Genomic DNA, 17,329 nt, shown 5'->3' on the forward strand with positions numbered 1-17,329 from the left:
ATGAAACCCTTTTTAATCAGAAATTCGGTAACCAACGCCTCGAATGGTAGCGATATATTTCGGAGTTTTGGGGTCGTCCTTCAGCTTTTGCCTCAAGCTTTTTACATGAACATCAACCGTATTGCTGCCGCCAAAATATTGCTCTCCCCATACACGATCCATCAGCTCCTGCCGACTAAGCACCGAACCTCCGGCCTCCAGCAGCGCCTTTAACAAATCAAATTCAGTTTTCGTAACATCAATTCGTTCAGAGCCTACATAAACTGCGACTCTTTTGTAATCAACAGTCAGATCTTTTACTTGAGCTTGATCGGACCTCTGTCCAGGCTGCCTGTTGCCCTGAGCAAGCATGGAATGAACCCGCTCAAGCACCTGCTCGATCGTACTGCTCTCCCAGCTCATGACCGCCTCTGAAAAAGAGGATTTATCCGCTTCATCTGACGAGAAATTCTCTTTATTTACAAGCCGCAGCGTTGGAACTCCATGGCTTCTCATAAGCTGCGGAGCTGCTGAAGCTCCATGTTTGGTTTCTTTGGATAAATCCACAATCATCAGATCGATAGGAAGGACAGCCAACGCTTCTTCGTCCCAATAGCGAAAAACAAGCACATCGTAGCATTTGATCGTCAATTCCCGCACAAGCTCATGCAATGAATAAGGAAATGGACTAATGATTACAATACGATGTGTAGTCTCGCAATAATCCCCAATTGCCGGGTCTGGTAGAGTTGGTCGAAATAATATAGAATCATTCAGCGGTGAGCTCAGTTCCCTTTCTCTTTCTCTTTGCATACCGGGCACACTCCTTTCACCAAAACATGCTGCTGCTCAATCGTATAGCCCGTTTCAGCGGCCACTGTGTTCAGCCATTCCTGCGGAACCTCAGTAAACACCTCGTCTACTCTGCCGCATACTTTGCAAACAATATGCTGGTGATCCTCGGTACAGGCATCGTATCGGCTGGCATCCCCGTCCAGCTTCAGCTCACGGATCATGCCTTCTTCCGTCAAATAACGTAAGGAGTTGTACACGGTAGCGTAGGCTAAGTGCTGTTCCTTCTGCTTCAGCCGGTCAATAACCTCAGCGGCCGTTGGATGATCTTTGCTCTCAGCCAAAATATCGTATATCGCTTTGCGCTGTATGGTAAGCTGCCCTTTTCTGCTCATAAAAAGCCCTCCGAACTTCAATGTATTTAGATTAAGTTTAAACTTATATTCAGTCTAAGTCAATAGCAGGTAAACAAAGAAGGTACTGCTCCAAAAGTCATTTTGAGCCAGCCTATTCTTAGATGTTCTCAGCGAAATACTGAGATGAGGTCGCTTTTCAACACGTGCTACTTGTTAGGTTCTCTGTTCGGGGTTCGCGGTTCGCGGTTCGCGGTTCGGTTACGGCATTTCATGGCAGTCTGGAGCTCTCCATCCATTTACCGGGAAAATGTCACGTTAATTTCTCCGAATATAGCGTTTCTAGTACTTTAACTGGAATTTCTCATGCTAATTCTACGTATTTTGGTGGATATCAGCCATATCACCCATATTAGAGTTAGTTTTTCCAGTTAAATTGATTTCAAGCGATATTCAAGCTGAATTAACGTGAGGATTTCCATCTATTTCCTTCCTTTCGGCAGCCGTTCGAAGATCCTGGTTTCCTCTAGATTGAAAGCAACCTTTGAACATCGGTTCTCGCCCCATCACTTAAGCAATATCCAAAAAGAGGCTATCCTAATAGTCATTTTGGATTTTTGGATGTTCGCCCCCACTCTGATCGGATTTGGATTTTTATATGCTCGTCCCCCACTCTGATCGGAATTTCCCTACAAAAAAGACGCGTCCATCCCCACTTACAAGTGGTTTTGGAGGCGTCTGATTCATTCGCTGACACCCTTTTGAGACAGCCTCCTTAGGAGTGGCAGTCTCAATAGTCATTTTGGATTTTTGGATGTTCGCCCCCCACTCTGATCGGATTTGGATTTTTATATGCTCGCCCCCCGCTCTGATGGGATTTCCCTACAAAAAAAAGACGCTTCCATCCCCACTTACAAGTGGTTTTGGAGGCGTCTGATTCATTCACTGACACCCTTTTGGGACAGTCTCCTTAGGAGTGGCAGTCCAATGATGCCAGGTGTCAGCTCATCATTATGAGAGCAAATGAATGCTGTATACTTACTTCTTCAAATGTGTGTCGAGAAATTTGAGCATAATCGTATAAAAGTCCAACTGATTTTCATAGCCGCGGAAGCCGTGACCTTCATCCTCTTTAATCATATAAGGGGCATCGATTCCACGTTGGCGAATCGCCATAACCATCTGATCGGATTCTTTCTTCTTTACCCTCGGATCGTTGACACCTTGTGCGAACATAACCGGAGACTTGATACGGTCCACATGCAAAAGTGGGGAATATTCCTCCATCATTTGTTTGTCCACCCCTGGATCCCCGACTTGCATATATAACTTCTTTTTGTCCCAATAAGGAGGCATGGTTTCAAGAAAAGTAAGCAAGCTGGAGGGGCCCATAAAATCAATCCCCGCGGCATACAAATCCGGTGTAAACGTCATCCCGGCAAGAGCGGCATATCCACCATAGGATGATCCATAAATAGCTATGTGCTTAGGATCTGCAGTCCCTTGCTTAATGAGCCAATTAACACCGTCCGTAATGTCATTCTGCATGGCTTGACCCCATTGCTTATTGCCTGCGTTGAACAGAGCTTTTCCAAACCCGGTTGAACCGCGGAAATTCATCTGCAGAACTCCATAACCCCGGTTAGCCAAAATTTGCACCTCTTTGTCATATCCCCATGAATCGCGAGCCCACGGTCCACCATGCGGAAGAATAACAAAAGGAAGGTTTTTGTCCCCGGCATTTTTGGGCAAGGTCAAGTATCCCCTTATAGTCATACCGTCACGTGCCGTATAAGAAACCGACTTCATTTCAGCCAGTTGATCCACTTGAATCCAAGGCATCGTATCCTTAACTTTTTTTATCGTGTCGTCCTTACGGTTATATTGATAATAAACACCTGGAGACCTGTCACTGTAAACGAACAAATTCACCTTGGATTCCGGAAGCGGATTACCTGTTATAATAAATTGCTCTCCGGGAAGCTTTTTGGCAATAGCTTGATTCAATTGTTCGAATTCCTTATCCAGGTAATGGTAGTGCACTTTGTCGGTTTCATATTTCACTGCCAGAATAGCCTGTTTTTTGTAGGAGATTACGATATCAGTCACGTCAGCTTCCGGATTTTCATAAACCGTTTCACCTATTGATTTGGTGTTCAAATTATATTTAACCAACGCTAAAGTATTTCTTCCAATATCGCTTAGTGCAAAAATCTGAGTTTCATCGAAAGAGAACATAATAGGTTTGAAGCTGTCCCCGAATTTAACATCCAATATCGACTCAAATTTACCTTGAGCGGAGCTGCGATACAATATTTTCGTATTAATGCCATCCTTTGCAACCGCTAACCTGGCCTCGCCATATATATCCGTTAGCCATTCGGTAATGTTTCCGGGATTTTCTGCTACCAGTTCCATCTTACCCGTCTTCACATTCAAACGCTGAACATCAAAAACCGTACGGTCCCGATTATTAATACTGATTAGCATATCATTCTCATGACCAGGCAGATAAGACAAGGATTCCATAATATCCGCACGTATATTGTCATAAGGCGTTAAATCCTTATCCTCTTTACCGTTAGGATTTACAGAATGCACGTGATTATCCTCCAAACCATGTGCGCTCGTGGTATAGACGATTCTCTCATTATTGAACCAAAAAAAGTTCTCAATATCCCGATCCTTCATATTCGTAATGCGATAATCCTGCTCTACGCCTTCTTGATCCACATAGATTTGCAGGTGACCTTCGAATTCCTCTACATAAGCGGTCATCTTACCATCCGGTGATGATTGAATTCCTCTTGTTTTGGATTTACGCAGGAAGTCGCTTAACGGTATTTCATCCTTGCCCGTCTCTCCCTGTGAGATAGCACGGTTTAAGAACAACACAAGCTGAGCACGGGTTACTCGGCTCTTCGGTAAATATTCCAGCTGATCGGTAATTAAATGCTGCTTTAAGCGAACAACATCCTTGTAATGGCTCTCCCCAATTGATGATTCATCCTTAAACCACACATTGACTCCGTTTTCCTTCAGCTTAAAGGCTCTCACAAGCAAGCTGGCCATTTGTTCACGTGTCAGAGGGGCTTCCGGGTTAAAGCGTCCTTCATCACCTTCAACAATCCCTTTTTCCTTGAGCGAATTCACCGCATACGAATAGACACTGTTCTCGGGGATATCGGTGAATCCCTTTAATGACACTGGCTCCTTTAGCTTCAATGCTTTGCTTAACCACAAGGCTGTCACCCCGCGCGTAATTTCACTGTCCGGATGAAAAAGTCCGTCAGAGCCGCCTTCGATGATCCCCATTTGAGCTAGCTTGGATATTTCTTTACTTGCATAATGTTTTTCCGTCACATCCGCAAAGCTCTTGGCAGCTGTTTCTGCATGGGCGCTAATGGGTACCGTCAAAATCGTAACTAAAAATAGCATGGATATAAATAATGATAACTTCTGCTTCACTTATAACACCCCTAATCATAGTATCCATAGCCATTTCAAGAGCAAGCATCCAAAGTAGGGTTACGCTTCGAGCTCCCCTCTTTTACTCGCTTTGTTAATTTTTTTATATTGGAAGGCAAGCATTGCAAAATGAAGAAAAAATACACCTGCAATAATATAGAACACAATGGAAATACCAAAGCTGCTCGCAACCAAACCTCCGAACATCGCACCTGACACGTTCCCCAGAGAGTTAGCGCTTGCATTATACGCAAAAACGCTGCCCTGAAGTCCCATAGGAGTCAAGCTTCGCAGCAAGGATGAAATCGACGGCACCAAACCTCCTACACATAAGCCGGAAATAAAGCGGATACCCATCAAGCTCCACGGACTTGTAACACTTGCTTGAGGAATGTACAAGATGGCAATCAGAATCACGGAACAGAGCAGAATAGGAAGATGACCGAATCTGTCCCCCAATTTTCCCAGAAATGGCGCTGCGATGATTGTCCCCAATGCGCTTGATGCAAATATCAAACCTGCCATAATTTCAATGTGGTTCTCAATATGCATGCTTTTGACATACAAAGTAATCATCGGACTGATGCTCTGAAAGCTCGCAGCTATTAAATAAGTGGACACGAATAAAGTCAATATTATAGGAGATTGCTTAATCACTTCGCCCAGCTGCTTTTTCTTGGGAGCATCACGCTTTTCAATCCGGACTGGCTCAGCCGATTTCTGGAACCATCGGAATTTGAACTTCGGATACACTTTTGCTTCTTTAACACCGACAATCGCCAATACCGTTGCAATCAAAATAAATAAGCCTGTGAAAAAAAATGAATTACGCATTCCGAGCCACTCCGCAAGTATTCCGCCAATCAAAGGTCCAAGCAGTTGCCCAGCTACTTGTCCTGTTTGCAGCATACCCAACGCTTTGCCGACCTCTTGTTTAGGGGCTTCAATAGCAATCAATGCGACAGCACATGTGCTGAATCCTCCCATCGTCCCAAACAAAGCTCTGAGGAGCAGCAATTGGATCGGCGTATGAACCAATCCCATAGCAGCAATGATGATCGCAAGGCCGAAGCCTGAACGGACCATCGTCAATTTCTGCCCATACCTGTCCGAAAATTTCCCCCAGAACGGAGACACAAGTGCAATCATTAGATGATTGACCCCGAAGATCATGGCTGACCATAGTGCTGCCTGCTTAACGTCATGAATGCCAAGCTCCTGAACATACAGCGGCAAGAAAGGAATAATCATTCCAATACCAGCCGAGCAAAAAAAGCATCCGAACCATAAGATGTAAAGATTGCGCTTCCAAGTTTCCATTCGAACTTTCCTTCTTTACTGGTAAATTGTGTACTTGTCCACTGTATGCACAAAATAAAGAAGCGTCAAGGGGAAAAAGTTTATTGGGACGCGTTTTTAACAAGAAGCCTTGCTGCCTCAACCTTCGTTAAGCCAGATGCAGCATAGGTTTGACCGTCAGCCTGTTTCATATTCCGTATAGCCTCAAGCTGTGTAGCTGTTGCGGGTTGAAATTTGATTAATGCATCCAAATTGTCATAGGCTATCTTTCTTGCCAATGCCTTATCTCCCAATTCGTCTATCAAACGGTACATCCCCTCAATCGCTAACTCCTCGCTCTTCAAGCCATAGCCAGAGTCCGTACTAAGCATAAACCTGTCCGGGAACTCTTTCATCACAGGTATAAAGTGCTCCAGCTTGTTAGAGCTCTCAGGATTGAAAGCTGTAAAACCCGCAAAAAAATCCGCATATAGATTAGGATGCTTCTGCAGCAGCCGCCGTATATTATCAGGTGAATTATAGGCATTGGCATGTGCGAATATAAAATTCGTATGAGGGTAAGCTTCTAATGCTTCCTCCAGCTGATATATGGGCCCGCCAGATGGAGGATCAATGTGTAAAAGCAAAGGAGCCTTGTACTGCGCGGCCAACTCGTATATTTGCGGTAAGAAGCCATCCATCGGATGGTCCGTTTTCCAAGGAACATTCCTAAGAGCAGGAGAATTAACAGAAGCGGCTGCAATTTCACCAATACCGAAATAGCCCTTTTCCAAATTTTTCTTGACGAACTCGAGACTCGAAGCATCCTTCAGGTTAATACCGGAGAAGAAGGGGATTACAAGTTCAGGATACTCTTCGTAGGCTTTCCAGGCTGTTGCATCGGTGTCTATAGCACTTGGATCGGAAACATTACCGAACAGAACAATTCGGTCGATGCTCGTTCGTTTCCACGTTTCCACCATTCGCATATAGGCGTAACCGCCAGCGTCATGATTATGGGCGTCAGCCAGAGGCAGCTCGCCATATTCTTTTACCAGATCTGCCAGGCTCTTGCTCGGTTTCGTAGACTGGGGCTTCGCAGGCACAGGATTTGCCTCTTGGAAGGAAGTATCGCCCGAATCCGGCTGCTCTTTCCCGGAATTGACAATAAACAGCTCTCTTCCTACTACTATTCCTCCAGCCAGCACAACAACAGCGGTTAGACCCAGCACAGCCTTCTTAACTAACAAAGCCACCACCCTCTGTTTTTTACATATTATTACATAATAATCCAGGTAGAGCCATACTGTAAACAATATTTATACAAGACCGAATAAAACAACAAGCAGATAGCCTAAGCCTGATAAAAGCACAGATCCTATAAGCCCTGCGACAAATGGTCTCAACCCCAATCTGCGGAAAGAAAGTAGGTCCACATTCAGTCCTAAGCCTGCCATTGCCATAGCAATTAGTAAATAAGCTGCCGTTATGACGTGATTCGTTACCTCTGTTGAGATGATTCCTAATGTATTGATGCCACTCATTACGAGAAACCCGATAATAAACCATGGAATCGGAATCGCTCTCCAGCTTGTTTGGCTTGCAGCACCAGATTGTTTATTCTCCAAACGTTTGGCCCACATACCAATGAGAATGGCTACTGGAACAAGACAGGCTACACGGGTTAGCTTCACAATCACTGCCATATCTACAGCGTCCTTCCCGCCAGGGGCAGCTGCTGCAATTACATGAGCAATCTCATGCAGAGTAGCTCCTGAGAAGACGCCATATCCAGAAGCCGAAAGTCCGAGAAACGGATAAAGCAGCGTATAAAGCAATGTAAAAATTGTACCCAGAATCGCCACAGTTGCTGCACTTATAGCTGTTTCTTCATCATTCGCCTTGATCTGCGGCGCAATAGCTACGACCGCCGCTGCTCCGCAGATGGCCGTCCCACATGCAGTGAGCATACTGAGCCTCTGCTCTACTTTTATGAAACGGGCAATGCCGTAAACTACAAAAACCGTAAATACGATGTTAATCACGCCAACAGCCAGCACCTTAGGACCAGCATGAACTATATCAGCCAGGTTAAGCCGCATTCCGAGAAGAATAATGCCAAACCGCAGAAGATTTTTATTTGAATAGGAAATACCAGGCATGAATTGTACCGGTACCCCGATCGACGCACGCCACACAATACCGAGCAGAATTGCAATGACCAGTTGACCCATGATACTTAAATAAGGAAAACCGGACAAATACTTGGCGGTAACTGCAAGGAGCAGCGTGAGACCTAAGCCTTGAGCGAAGCCAAGTCCTTTTTTTATTGGGTTAAATGGATAGGTTTGTGCTTGTGTCTGTCCCATAGTGAATTCACTCCTTTAATGTATGGCTCCACTATAGAACAGCTAAATAAGGAAGTGAAATACTTATCTGCTATTGGTATCATCAGAAATACTAATGATTATTCATTGTTCAGAATAAGGTTTAAAGCTACAATGTGAATACTGTATAACCGGGACTCAACAAGGAATAAAACCGAAGATTAAAGCGGAGGAATAAGTATGATTGTAGAAACACTGAAAGTATTTGTAACGGTAACCGAGCAAAGCAATTTCTCCCGGGCCGCGGAGCTGCTTAATCTTTCCCAGCCTGGAGTTAGCTTGCATATTCGAAATCTGGAGCAGGAGATGGGTGCCAAGCTGATGCATCGTTCCCCCAAGCAAGTAAAATTGACGGAAGCAGGAACCCTATTATATAAAAATGCCAAACAAATTTTATCTCTGTACGAAAATGCGAAGCAAGAAATCCATCTGCTGCAAAATGCCGTAACCGGCTCACTCAAAATCGGCGCAAGCTTTACCATAGGAGAATATGTTATGCCGCGGCTGTTAGCCGAATTTACAAGTTTATATCCTCAGGTCGACATTCAGGTGAACATTGGCAATACGGAAGAAATTATCCAAGCCGTTCGCACCAATGAACTGGACCTCGGTCTTGTGGAAGGCCATGTAACCCAGTTCGATATCGAGGCCATCCCCTATATGAAGGACGAAATGATATTAGTCGCTCCACCCGGGCATCCATTATCTTCCCTTCGCATAGCAGAGCCATCGATGCTGCAGAATCAAGTGTGGGTTCTAAGAGAAAGCGGCTCAGGGACCCGCGCGTTCAGTGATACATTCATACATGATGCCGGTCTCTCCGTCAGGCGATCCTATATTTTTAACAGCAGCCAAGGTGTGAAGGAATCCGTTGCTGCCGGGCTTGGGATCGCTATTTTATCACGATTGGTCGTGCGCAAAGAGCTCGAAGCCGGCGAGATTATCGATGTCCCAATTAAAGAAACAAGCTTCACACGGGACTTCCTGATGATTCATGGCAAAAAAATGCCAATGACCATGGCAATGAAAATGTTTGTACAAAAGCTGATCCCCTCTTCCTCTGCGTAAGTATCCTTAAAGTTTATCTCTCAGATTCTCTACTTTACAAAATCGAATAACTCGTATAAATTAAAAGTAACAGTTGTTATATTCTAACGACTGTTACTTTTTAAATTCGGAAAGGAGCGGCTCGAATGAATCTTTATGTAATCACTGCAAGCTTTCTAGGTACAGCAGTCGAGTTTGTGGAAGCCCTTACAATCGTATTGGCTGTAGGTGTAACGAAAGGCTGGCGAAGCTCACTTTCCGGCATGGCTCTTGCCATCCTGCTGCTGACAGCACTGGTCGTGCTATTCGGAGTCCCATTAATGAACTACGTGCATGTCAGCGCCTTTCAGCTTGTCATCGGGATATTAATGATGATGTTCGGGATGAGGTGGCTTCGCAAAGCCATATTGCGGTATTCCGGCCTTAAAGCATTACACCTGGAAAATGAAGCGTACGAGGAAGAATTAACCCGCCAGAAAAAAGAAGGAACGGCTACCAAGCGGATGGACTGGTTCGGCTTTACAACTACATTCAATATTGTTTTGTTAGAAGGAATCGAGGCTATATTTATTGTTCTTACCTTAGGATTAGCCGCTAACGAACTTAGTTCAGCAGTTCTTGGCAGTGTCATCGGGATAATTGTCGTCATAATTGCCGGAATACTGCTTAGGAAACCTCTCGCAATGATACCGGAAAACACAATGAAATTTGTAGTTGGATTAATGCTTAGCAGCTTCGGTATTTTTTGGGTGGGTGAAGGTGTCGGAGTCGAATGGTGGCACGAGGATGTGTCCATATTAGTTTTGATGGCCGCCTTACTGCTCGTATCCATTCTAAGTGTGGGTGTTCTGCAGAATCTGCAAAAACGGAGGGTGAGGAACCGTGAAAACAGTACTTCAAACCATTTTGGGTCTTATAATTGATGATTGGTGGCTGGCTATAGGCATCCTTCTATCCATCACGGTTACAAGCATATTCATTTATAATAATTTCAGCTCCGCGGCTGGCGCATGGCTGCTAGCTATACTTACCCTACTAACACTTCCGCTTAGTCTAGTTATGGAGTATCGAAAAAAAATGCGTTGACAGCTATTCAAAAAAGAGCAGCACCTGCCGCAAAGGTTGGATGCTGCTTTTTTGGATATATGGTATCATTAGGGTTAAAACAGAATGGAGCATCTTCTATGAAGTGGATTATTTTTATTTACAAAGTCCCCCCGCAGCCTACTAAATATCGTGCCTACTTGTGGAGAGAGCTCAAAAAATTCGGATCGATTTATCTTCAAGACGGGGTCTGCCTGCTTCCTGATTCCGATGATGTCCACTTGTTTATAGGAGCATTAGCTGAGAAGGTTCGTGAATTCGGAGGTCAAGAATCAACCTTTTTGTCCAATACCTTCTCCACCGAAAAAGACCAGGAAATGATCGAGCAGTTTAACTCGGCCCGTACCGAAGAATATAACGAGTTGATTCCGGGGATCAAACGACTGCAAGGCTATTTCGAAGAAGAAGAAGCCTGGGAGTTCGATGATGAGCAACTCCAACGAGTACGGGAAGAATTTCAAAAAACGATTCGTCAATTTCAAATAATTGAAGCTCGAGATTATTTTGAAGCTGAGGCGGGACGAAAAGTCAGGCTGCTGCTTGATCAATGTAGAAAACAATTGCTCCGATTTTAATCCCTTATTGTTTGCCAGTCCCTGTCTTTCGTTCACACCATGCATATAGTGCATCGTACATAGGTATTTGCAAATTAATTTTTTCGTGGTCATCGATCCCTAAGTAATGAAAACCAAAGGCAATGGCACGCAAGCCTGCTGACTCCGGGGTAATATCAATGTCTATGGGAATATCAGCTCCATGGATAATTGATCCCATCATCACCAATGCCAGATTGTTGGTTAGCTCATACTTGATTAGCATAGTTTCAAAGCTGCAGCTCCCAGAGTGATGCCCCAGTTCCACCCCCTTCATATCAAAAGGAATTCCGTCCGTAATGGCTGCAGGATCCGTATCATTGGGAACGAATTCAAAAATCGCTTCCGGATCAATAAATTTCAATATTAGCCATGGACATGCCACACGTTCAACATTCGCATTCTCTCTCGTTACCCATTTCACTCCGAGTCACTCCCTGCCCAATTGAATTCTTTATACGTCTGTCTTAGATTATAGCCTGTTAACTGAATTAACACATTAGTTTTTAATAGCAGCAATACGAATAGGAGCTTGCCGAAGCAAGCCCCTCAACGATCTTATTCATTTTAAACATTACCAGCCGAAATCCAGCGTCTTCCCAGTTTCAGCATAGGTCTTAACATTGCTTAGTATCATTGGCCAGCTCTGCGAGGCATTGCTGTAAGATGGATAGTTAGCTGGCCATTGGTCATTAACGAGCTTCAACTTGGTACAATTTCCAACCGTCTCCAAAGTAAAGGTTACTCTAGTCTCAAGCTGCGCATGATTCTCCCTATAAGATGGCCCCGGATGCTCCGTACAACTCATTTCCTTATGGATCTCATACTTCAGAATGCTGCCATATACATGAACCGTCTCATCACCATCATTACCCGGACCTACATATTCGTAAGGAGCTCCCTCTTCAAAAGTAGATCGGATCACACACCCGAAAAAGGTTTTGCGTGTTCCTTCCGGCGACACTAAAGCATCCCATACCTTTTCTATTGTCGCATCAATGTAAAATTCATATTTCAGTTCTGCATTTTCCATATTATTTCCTCCTTGGAGTTTGTTTCTAGCGAAACTAGCAACATTGATTGTTTGCGAGATTTTCTATATGTTGCTAATATGAATTATAGTTATTCATTCCATTCAAGTATTGTAAAAACGCGACAAGCTGCTAGTAACGATTAGTATAGCTCACAGGAAAAGAAGGAGTAACCAAATATGAACTCAAATGCTCTGAAGCCTAGTATGGGTGTATTGAATTTGGTAGAAGGCGAAAAGAAATTCACTCTCTCACGTTACACTCCCACAGAGGATGTTGGTTTTTTCGTCAAGCACTTCTGGGTTGTAAGCTGGGATTTAACCGGCCATGATCCCTATAACCAAGAAATTGTTCCTAATCCGTGTGTAAATCTAATCATTGAACCTGACATGACAGCTATATATGGCGTTGCGAAAAACAAATACAGCGTTATCATTCAGGAAAAGGGACGCGTTCTAGGTGTGAAATTTAAGCCGGGAGGCTTCTATCCATTCATTAAACAGTCAGTCTCTCAGTTAAACGGCAATCCTATGGGAGTCGAAGGCGTATTTGATGTGGAGGCTCGAACTATAGAGCATACAATTCTTAGCCAACAAGATGACTTCAGGATGGTTGAGCATATGGAACATATAATTCGGCAAAAGCTTCCAGCGAAGGATGAAAACATCACTTTAATAAATAGAATCATAGATCAGGTTGTCGAAGACCGGGAGATTACTAAAGTCGACCAAGTTAGTCAGCTGTTCAACATTAATATAAGGAAGCTGCAGCGATTGTTTGAACAATACGTCGGAGTAAGCCCAAAGTGGGTCATCAAGCTGTATCGACTGCAAAATGCTGCTGAAACAATAGATCTCGACCAAAATTATAATTTGGTAAAGCTGTCGACAGATCTCGGTTATTACGATCAATCGCATTTCATCAAAGATTTTAAAAGTATTATTGGTAAAACTCCTGAGGAATACACCCGTAAATACTAATAAATTACTTGTCTATGAAAATGAAACCCGCTTTTGAGCCAATCAGCTCAAGCGGGTATTTTGTTTGCTGTTTTTTCTGTGTAAAAAATTGAGCAGTCATTCATCAAATAATATTCATCTTTAATTTGTATGAAAAGGTAGCATTTGGTTTACTATAATTAACAACTTTATCAAGGGTTTTCAGCCCAATGGGGGATCATCATTTGTTCAAAAAACTATATAAATGGCTGAGCATGAACCCTGCTCAGGGTCGTGAACAGAAGAAGCCCGCCAATAATGACCAGCAGCAGCAACAACTTTATTCAAGTTTGCAGCCTAATGAAAAGATGCTCCGTTCGATTTATACCAAAAGCTCGGATGTAGTCTTTCGCTCCTTTTTAATCGGTGGAAAGGTTAAAGCTATTCTGATATATATCGATGGCATGTCTAACTCCGAAGGCATTGAAGAGTATGTTATTGCGCCATTAATGAAGGAAGAGTCAGGAGCAAACACCAATCTCAAAGAGCTTATCGAACAAAAAATATCGGTATCTCAAGCCAATGAATTCAACACATTCTCATCTTGTATTGACTATCTTTCTAACGGGAATCCAATTCTGCTATGTGATAATGAGCCATCCGGTCTTGCACTAGGATTAACCAAATGGGAAAAACGCGGAATAGAGGAACCTCCGGCTGAGGTGGGGATCAGGGGGCCTCGTGAAGGCTTTACAGAAACACTGCGTGTCAACACCTCCCAATTGCGTCGTATCATCAAGAGCCCAAGCCTTAAGATGGAATCGATGAAAATCGGCGATTACACTCAAACGAATATCGTTATCGCTTATATAGAGGGTCTTGCGGATCCAACGCTGGTGGAAGAAGTGAAAAATCGGCTTCAACGCATCCGGATCGACGGTATACTGGAGAGCGGCTATATTGAAGAACTGATTGAAGATACCCCTTTCTCTCCTTTTCCTCAGCTGCTGAGTACCGAACGCCCGGATGTGACCAGCGGCAGCCTGCTCGAAGGAAGGGTAGCCATTCTGGTAGATGGCACTCCGTTTGTATTAATTGCTCCTGCAACCTTCTTTTCCCTCATACAAGCCGCGGAGGATTACTACCAGCGTTTCATGATTTCCACAGTCACACGCTGGCTACGTTATTGTTTTCTATTAATCTCTATCCTGCTTCCATCCGTATATGTAGCCATTCTTACTTTTCATCAAGAGATGGTGCCCGGAGCTTTGTTAATCAGCATGGCAAGTTCACGGGAATCGGTTCCCTTTCCGGCGTTGGTCGAGGCTTTGATCATGGAAATTATATTTGAAGCACTCCGGGAAGCAGGCGTTCGATTACCCAAGCAGGTAGGCTCCGCCGTCAGCATAGTCGGAGCGCTCGTCATCGGTCAAGCATCCGTACAAGCCGGTCTTGTCTCAGCGCCTATGGTTATGGTAGTTGCCATTACCGGCATCTCTTCCTTCATGGTTCCACGTTATATCGCCGGGATAGCGCTGCGAATGCTTCGCTTTCCATTGATTCTTCTCGCAGGTACACTTGGGCTTCTTGGGATTATGTTAGGTGTTATCGCTATTGTACTTCATATGTGCAGCTTGCGGTCTTTCGGTATCCCCTATTTATCCGCGGTTTCGACTCCAAAGCTGGCTGAATTCAAAGACGTCCTTATTAGAGCTCCTTGGTGGATGATGAATACACGTCCGCGTTTAACGGGGGAGTACAACAAGTATCGGCAGGCATCCGGTCAAAAACCGGGTCCTGAAAATGGGGAGACTTAATCCATAGAGGGGGAGATGTAGATGCTGGAGAAAGGGAAAATTTCAGCCTTCCAAATGGGTTTGCTCATGTATCCCGTCATTTTGGCCACTGGCTTTCTTTCTCTTCCCGCCATTACAGCCCATTACACCCAAAATGACATATGGCTGACGCCCCTCATCGCATCTGCGACCGGTTTTGTAAGCATCTATACAGCAACCCGGTTACACGAGCTGTTTCCTAAACAAACCATCATCCAGTATAGCGGACAGCTGATTGGAAAAATACCTGGAAAAATCGTTTCCATGATCTACTTTCTTTTTCTGACACATACAGCAGGAACAATCACCAGACAGTACGCAGATTTTGTCACGGGCACTTTTTTATTTAGAACTCCACTGTTGTTGGTCATCCTCTCGATTCTTCTGCTCGCAGCCTTTGCAGTTCGCGGCGGGATCGAACTAGTGGCAAGGAGCGCAGTGATTCTCGCACCTATCTTTATTTTGCCGATTTTTATCCTGCTACTTCTTTTCCCGGATCTGGACGCCAAAAACATTTTCCCTATTCTAAGCGGCGGGTTACTCCCTGTAATTAAAGGCGCAGCAGCTCCGCAGGCATGGTTTAGCGAATATTTTCTGATCTCCTTTTTCCTGCCCAACCTGACAGATCCAAAGAAGGGAAGGAAATGGGGGATCATTTCTTTGAGTGCCGTCGTATTGAGTTTGACTTATATCAACCTGATTATCTTATTTTTACTTGGTCCGGACGTTGCGAATAAAATCTACCCCCTTTTGGTTGCATTCCGTTCTATAGGCGTTGCTAGTTTTCTAGAAAATTTAGAATCGCTGCTGCTGGTGATGTGGGTGGTCGGTAATTTCATTAAACTTAGCGTTTTTTTCTATATGGCTGCTCTTGCATTTGGCCAATGCTTTGAATTGTCAGACTGTCGTCCTATCATCTTTCCACTTGGACTTCTGATTGCTGTCACGAGCCTGTGGGATTTGCCAAGCTTACCTGTAATGGAAGAATTGATCCGCTACGTAGCTCCATTCGAGCTGCCGACAATGCTAACCCTCATTCCGCTGCTATTGCTTATATTGGCTGTATTACGCAAAAGAAAAGCGACTGCTGGAGGAGATTCCACCCCATGAGAGCGTTGATGAAATTAGCGATGTTAATCCTGCCTTTCCTACTGCTTGGAGGCTGCTGGGATCGAACGGAGCTTAACGATTTATCGCTTATAACTGCATTAGCCTTCGACAAAGTGGAGAACAACATGATTCAGGCGACAGCGCAACTTATCATCCCACAGAATCAAAGCGGGAGTGGAATGATGGGAGCTGGGGGGTCCGGTGGCGGCACAGCCAAAAAAACAACCATAAGTTTTGAAAAAGGGTTTAATATTGCAGACGCACTATCCAAGCTGCAACGTAAAACTACCCGTAAGCTGTTCTGGGGGCAATGCAAAATATTTATTATAAGCGATACATTGGCAAAGAAAGGGATTCACGAGCAATTCGACTTTCTAGTACGGCATCCTCAACCCAGAGAAAGAGCTTATATGTTTGTCAGCAAAGGAAAAGCAGCGGATGCTCTGGAAGTGTTTCCAAGCGTTGAGCGATCTTCTTCGGATGCGCTCCGGAAGCTATCCGACCTGCAGACCGGATTCAAGATAACGTTAGAGCAGTTGAGCCAAATGTTAAGAGGAGACTCCCAGGCAGCCGCCCTTCCGATCGTTAAGATTTTGCCGCCGAAAAAGTCGGCAACTGATCCTCTGCAAACCATTCCGTATATAATGGGAATCGCCATTTTTAATAAAGATGCAATGATAGGGGAGCTTTCAGCTAAAGTAACGCGGGGGGTGATGTGGGTAAGAAATGAAATTCAGGAATACACGGTTACCTATAAAACCGATGAGACCGAAGGACTCGTGTCTTTAAACCCTGTCAAAGCCTCTGTTAAACTGATCCCGGAAATTGTTGGAGACCAATGGATGATGACTATAAAGGTGAATACAGAAGGTGATATTGTTCAAAACAGCACCCTATTGAATCCGTTAAGCCCAGACCTGTTAATACTGCTGGACAAGGCATTCGCCAAAGATGTCAAAGAACGCATCCTGCAGGCTACCAACGAGGTTCAGCATAAATGGAAAGTGGATATTTTTGATTTTGCCAAGGAATTCCACAGAAAATACCCCAAGCAATGGGAAAAAGAAAAAAATAATTGGAATGAGTTATTTCCAAAGGTTGTCGTGAAGGTTGACATTCAAGCTCATATACTCCGACCCGGGCTAATCAACTCACCGGCAGGAGTCCCTATGGAAGAGGTGAAGGGGCGATGAGATGGGGATTTTTCTGGATGGTCACAATAGCTGTGATGCTTATTATATGGCTGGAATGGTCCCAGCTTAAATCCAAGCCCACAAAGGATAAGCTCGTATTTATATCGCTGCTGCTTCTCGTTTGGCTGCTGTCTATGCTGGATTTGCCAAATACGCAGGGACCAACAACTATATTACGTTTCATTTTCAAACCATTCCGGCCACTGCTTGAAACATAAGCT

General features: G+C 44.3%; 17 protein-coding genes. 9 read left to right on the plus strand and 8 right to left on the minus strand.

Going from position 1 to position 17,329, the window contains the following annotated elements; genetic code table 11:
* Positions 1 to 12: 12 nt before the first annotated feature.
* From ACFQ0C_RS01325 to ACFQ0C_RS01350, 6 genes are all read right to left on the minus strand, one after another.
* Positions 13 to 792 carry a winged helix-turn-helix domain-containing protein gene (locus tag ACFQ0C_RS01325; RefSeq protein ID WP_379363205.1) on the minus strand — a complete coding sequence of 260 codons (780 nt, stop codon included), beginning with the start codon at positions 790 to 792 and terminating at the stop codon, positions 13 to 15.
* A complete protein-coding gene (locus ACFQ0C_RS01330) occupies positions 765 to 1,166 on the minus strand; it encodes a Fur family transcriptional regulator (RefSeq protein WP_379363207.1) in 402 nt (133 codons plus the stop codon). The genes ACFQ0C_RS01325 and ACFQ0C_RS01330 overlap by 28 nt, the downstream gene beginning before the upstream one ends.
* Before the next feature lie 996 nt (positions 1,167 to 2,162).
* Positions 2,163 to 4,592 carry a S9 family peptidase gene (locus ACFQ0C_RS01335; RefSeq protein WP_379363209.1) on the minus strand — a complete coding sequence of 810 codons (2,430 nt, stop codon included), beginning with the start codon at positions 4,590 to 4,592 and terminating at the stop codon, positions 2,163 to 2,165.
* A gap of 60 nt (positions 4,593 to 4,652) precedes the next feature.
* Complete coding sequence (locus ACFQ0C_RS01340; protein WP_379363211.1) at positions 4,653 to 5,912, minus strand: MFS transporter; 1,260 nt, start codon at positions 5,910 to 5,912, stop codon at positions 4,653 to 4,655.
* A gap of 80 nt (positions 5,913 to 5,992) precedes the next feature.
* The gene (locus ACFQ0C_RS01345) at positions 5,993 to 7,120 is read right to left on the minus strand and encodes an amidohydrolase family protein (RefSeq protein ID WP_379363213.1); all 1,128 of its coding nucleotides are present in this window, start codon (positions 7,118 to 7,120) and stop codon (positions 5,993 to 5,995) included.
* A gap of 69 nt (positions 7,121 to 7,189) precedes the next feature.
* Positions 7,190 to 8,239: a YeiH family protein gene (locus ACFQ0C_RS01350; RefSeq protein ID WP_379363215.1), complete on the minus strand. Its 1,050-nt coding sequence runs from the start codon at positions 8,237 to 8,239 to the stop codon at positions 7,190 to 7,192.
* A gap of 198 nt (positions 8,240 to 8,437) precedes the next feature.
* On the opposite strand from ACFQ0C_RS01350, the gene ACFQ0C_RS01355 reads away from it, so the two are divergent.
* The 4 genes from ACFQ0C_RS01355 to ACFQ0C_RS01370 all read left to right on the plus strand — a co-directional run bounded on the left by ACFQ0C_RS01355 (position 8,438) and on the right by ACFQ0C_RS01370 (position 10,983).
* Complete coding sequence (locus ACFQ0C_RS01355; RefSeq protein WP_379363217.1) at positions 8,438 to 9,325, plus strand: LysR family transcriptional regulator; 888 nt, start codon at positions 8,438 to 8,440, stop codon at positions 9,323 to 9,325.
* Between the two features lie 125 nt (positions 9,326 to 9,450).
* Complete coding sequence (locus tag ACFQ0C_RS01360; protein ID WP_379363219.1) at positions 9,451 to 10,227, plus strand: COG4280 domain-containing protein; 777 nt, start codon at positions 9,451 to 9,453, stop codon at positions 10,225 to 10,227.
* Positions 10,187 to 10,390, plus strand: coding sequence for a hypothetical protein (locus ACFQ0C_RS01365; RefSeq protein ID WP_379363221.1), 204 nt, complete (start codon positions 10,187 to 10,189; stop codon positions 10,388 to 10,390). Before ACFQ0C_RS01360 ends, ACFQ0C_RS01365 begins: the two co-directional genes overlap by 41 nt.
* A gap of 98 nt (positions 10,391 to 10,488) precedes the next feature.
* Positions 10,489 to 10,983 (plus strand): Chromate resistance protein ChrB, encoded by a 495-nt coding sequence (locus tag ACFQ0C_RS01370; RefSeq protein ID WP_379363223.1) that lies wholly within the window; start codon positions 10,489 to 10,491, stop codon positions 10,981 to 10,983.
* 4 nt (positions 10,984 to 10,987) lie between these two features.
* Here the strand turns inward: ACFQ0C_RS01370 and ACFQ0C_RS01375 are convergent, their stop codons facing one another.
* Both ACFQ0C_RS01375 and ACFQ0C_RS01380 read right to left on the minus strand, forming a co-directional pair.
* On the minus strand, positions 10,988 to 11,425 hold the full coding sequence (locus ACFQ0C_RS01375; RefSeq protein WP_258216594.1) for a chromate resistance protein ChrB domain-containing protein: 438 nt from the start codon (positions 11,423 to 11,425) through the stop codon (positions 10,988 to 10,990).
* Between the two features lie 150 nt (positions 11,426 to 11,575).
* Complete coding sequence (locus tag ACFQ0C_RS01380; RefSeq protein ID WP_379363225.1) at positions 11,576 to 12,034, minus strand: SRPBCC family protein; 459 nt, start codon at positions 12,032 to 12,034, stop codon at positions 11,576 to 11,578.
* Positions 12,035 to 12,211: 177 nt separating this feature from the next.
* On the opposite strand from ACFQ0C_RS01380, the gene ACFQ0C_RS01385 reads away from it, so the two are divergent.
* The 5 genes from ACFQ0C_RS01385 (at position 12,212) to ACFQ0C_RS01405 (ending at position 17,326) form a co-directional block, all read left to right on the plus strand.
* The gene (locus ACFQ0C_RS01385; RefSeq protein WP_379363227.1) at positions 12,212 to 13,012 is read left to right on the plus strand and encodes a DUF6597 domain-containing transcriptional factor; all 801 of its coding nucleotides are present in this window, start codon (positions 12,212 to 12,214) and stop codon (positions 13,010 to 13,012) included.
* A gap of 233 nt (positions 13,013 to 13,245) precedes the next feature.
* Entirely contained in the window at positions 13,246 to 14,787 is a 1,542-nt protein-coding gene (locus tag ACFQ0C_RS01390) for a spore germination protein (RefSeq protein ID WP_379363268.1), read from the plus strand.
* Between the two features lie 21 nt (positions 14,788 to 14,808).
* Positions 14,809 to 15,915 (plus strand): GerAB/ArcD/ProY family transporter, encoded by a 1,107-nt coding sequence (locus ACFQ0C_RS01395; RefSeq protein WP_379363229.1) that lies wholly within the window; start codon positions 14,809 to 14,811, stop codon positions 15,913 to 15,915.
* Entirely contained in the window at positions 15,912 to 17,108 is a 1,197-nt protein-coding gene (locus tag ACFQ0C_RS01400; RefSeq protein ID WP_379363231.1) for a Ger(x)C family spore germination protein, read from the plus strand. Before ACFQ0C_RS01395 ends, ACFQ0C_RS01400 begins: the two co-directional genes overlap by 4 nt.
* Positions 17,105 to 17,326 (plus strand): hypothetical protein, encoded by a 222-nt coding sequence (locus tag ACFQ0C_RS01405; RefSeq protein ID WP_379363233.1) that lies wholly within the window; start codon positions 17,105 to 17,107, stop codon positions 17,324 to 17,326. The genes ACFQ0C_RS01400 and ACFQ0C_RS01405 overlap by 4 nt, the downstream gene beginning before the upstream one ends.
* Positions 17,327 to 17,329 lie beyond the last annotated feature (3 nt).

The sequence above is a fragment of the Paenibacillus sp. GCM10027630 genome (assembly GCF_042676305.1).
Classification (GTDB): domain Bacteria; phylum Bacillota; class Bacilli; order Paenibacillales; family NBRC-103111; genus Paenibacillus_S.

Bases quoted from the DNA above. Each gene is read 5' to 3' on its own strand.
- ACFQ0C_RS01325 (WP_379363205.1), bottom strand. From the start codon at position 792: ATGCAAAGAGAAAGAGAAAGGGAACTGAGCTCACCGCTGAATGATTCT.
- ACFQ0C_RS01330 (WP_379363207.1), bottom strand. From the start codon at position 1,166: ATGAGCAGAAAAGGGCAGCTTACCATACAGCGCAAAGCGATATACGAT.
- ACFQ0C_RS01340 (WP_379363211.1), bottom strand. From the start codon at position 5,912: ATGGAAACTTGGAAGCGCAATCTTTACATCTTATGGTTCGGATGCTTT.
- ACFQ0C_RS01350 (WP_379363215.1), bottom strand. From the start codon at position 8,239: ATGGGACAGACACAAGCACAAACCTATCCATTTAACCCAATAAAAAAA.
- ACFQ0C_RS01355 (WP_379363217.1), top strand. From the start codon at position 8,438: ATGATTGTAGAAACACTGAAAGTATTTGTAACGGTAACCGAGCAAAGC.
- ACFQ0C_RS01360 (WP_379363219.1), top strand. From the start codon at position 9,451: ATGAATCTTTATGTAATCACTGCAAGCTTTCTAGGTACAGCAGTCGAG.
- ACFQ0C_RS01370 (WP_379363223.1), top strand. From the start codon at position 10,489: ATGAAGTGGATTATTTTTATTTACAAAGTCCCCCCGCAGCCTACTAAA.
- ACFQ0C_RS01380 (WP_379363225.1), bottom strand. From the start codon at position 12,034: ATGGAAAATGCAGAACTGAAATATGAATTTTACATTGATGCGACAATA.
- ACFQ0C_RS01385 (WP_379363227.1), top strand. From the start codon at position 12,212: ATGAACTCAAATGCTCTGAAGCCTAGTATGGGTGTATTGAATTTGGTA.
- ACFQ0C_RS01390 (WP_379363268.1), top strand. From the start codon at position 13,246: ATGAACCCTGCTCAGGGTCGTGAACAGAAGAAGCCCGCCAATAATGAC.
- ACFQ0C_RS01395 (WP_379363229.1), top strand. From the start codon at position 14,809: ATGCTGGAGAAAGGGAAAATTTCAGCCTTCCAAATGGGTTTGCTCATG.
- ACFQ0C_RS01400 (WP_379363231.1), top strand. From the start codon at position 15,912: ATGAGAGCGTTGATGAAATTAGCGATGTTAATCCTGCCTTTCCTACTG.
- ACFQ0C_RS01405 (WP_379363233.1), top strand. From the start codon at position 17,105: ATGAGATGGGGATTTTTCTGGATGGTCACAATAGCTGTGATGCTTATT.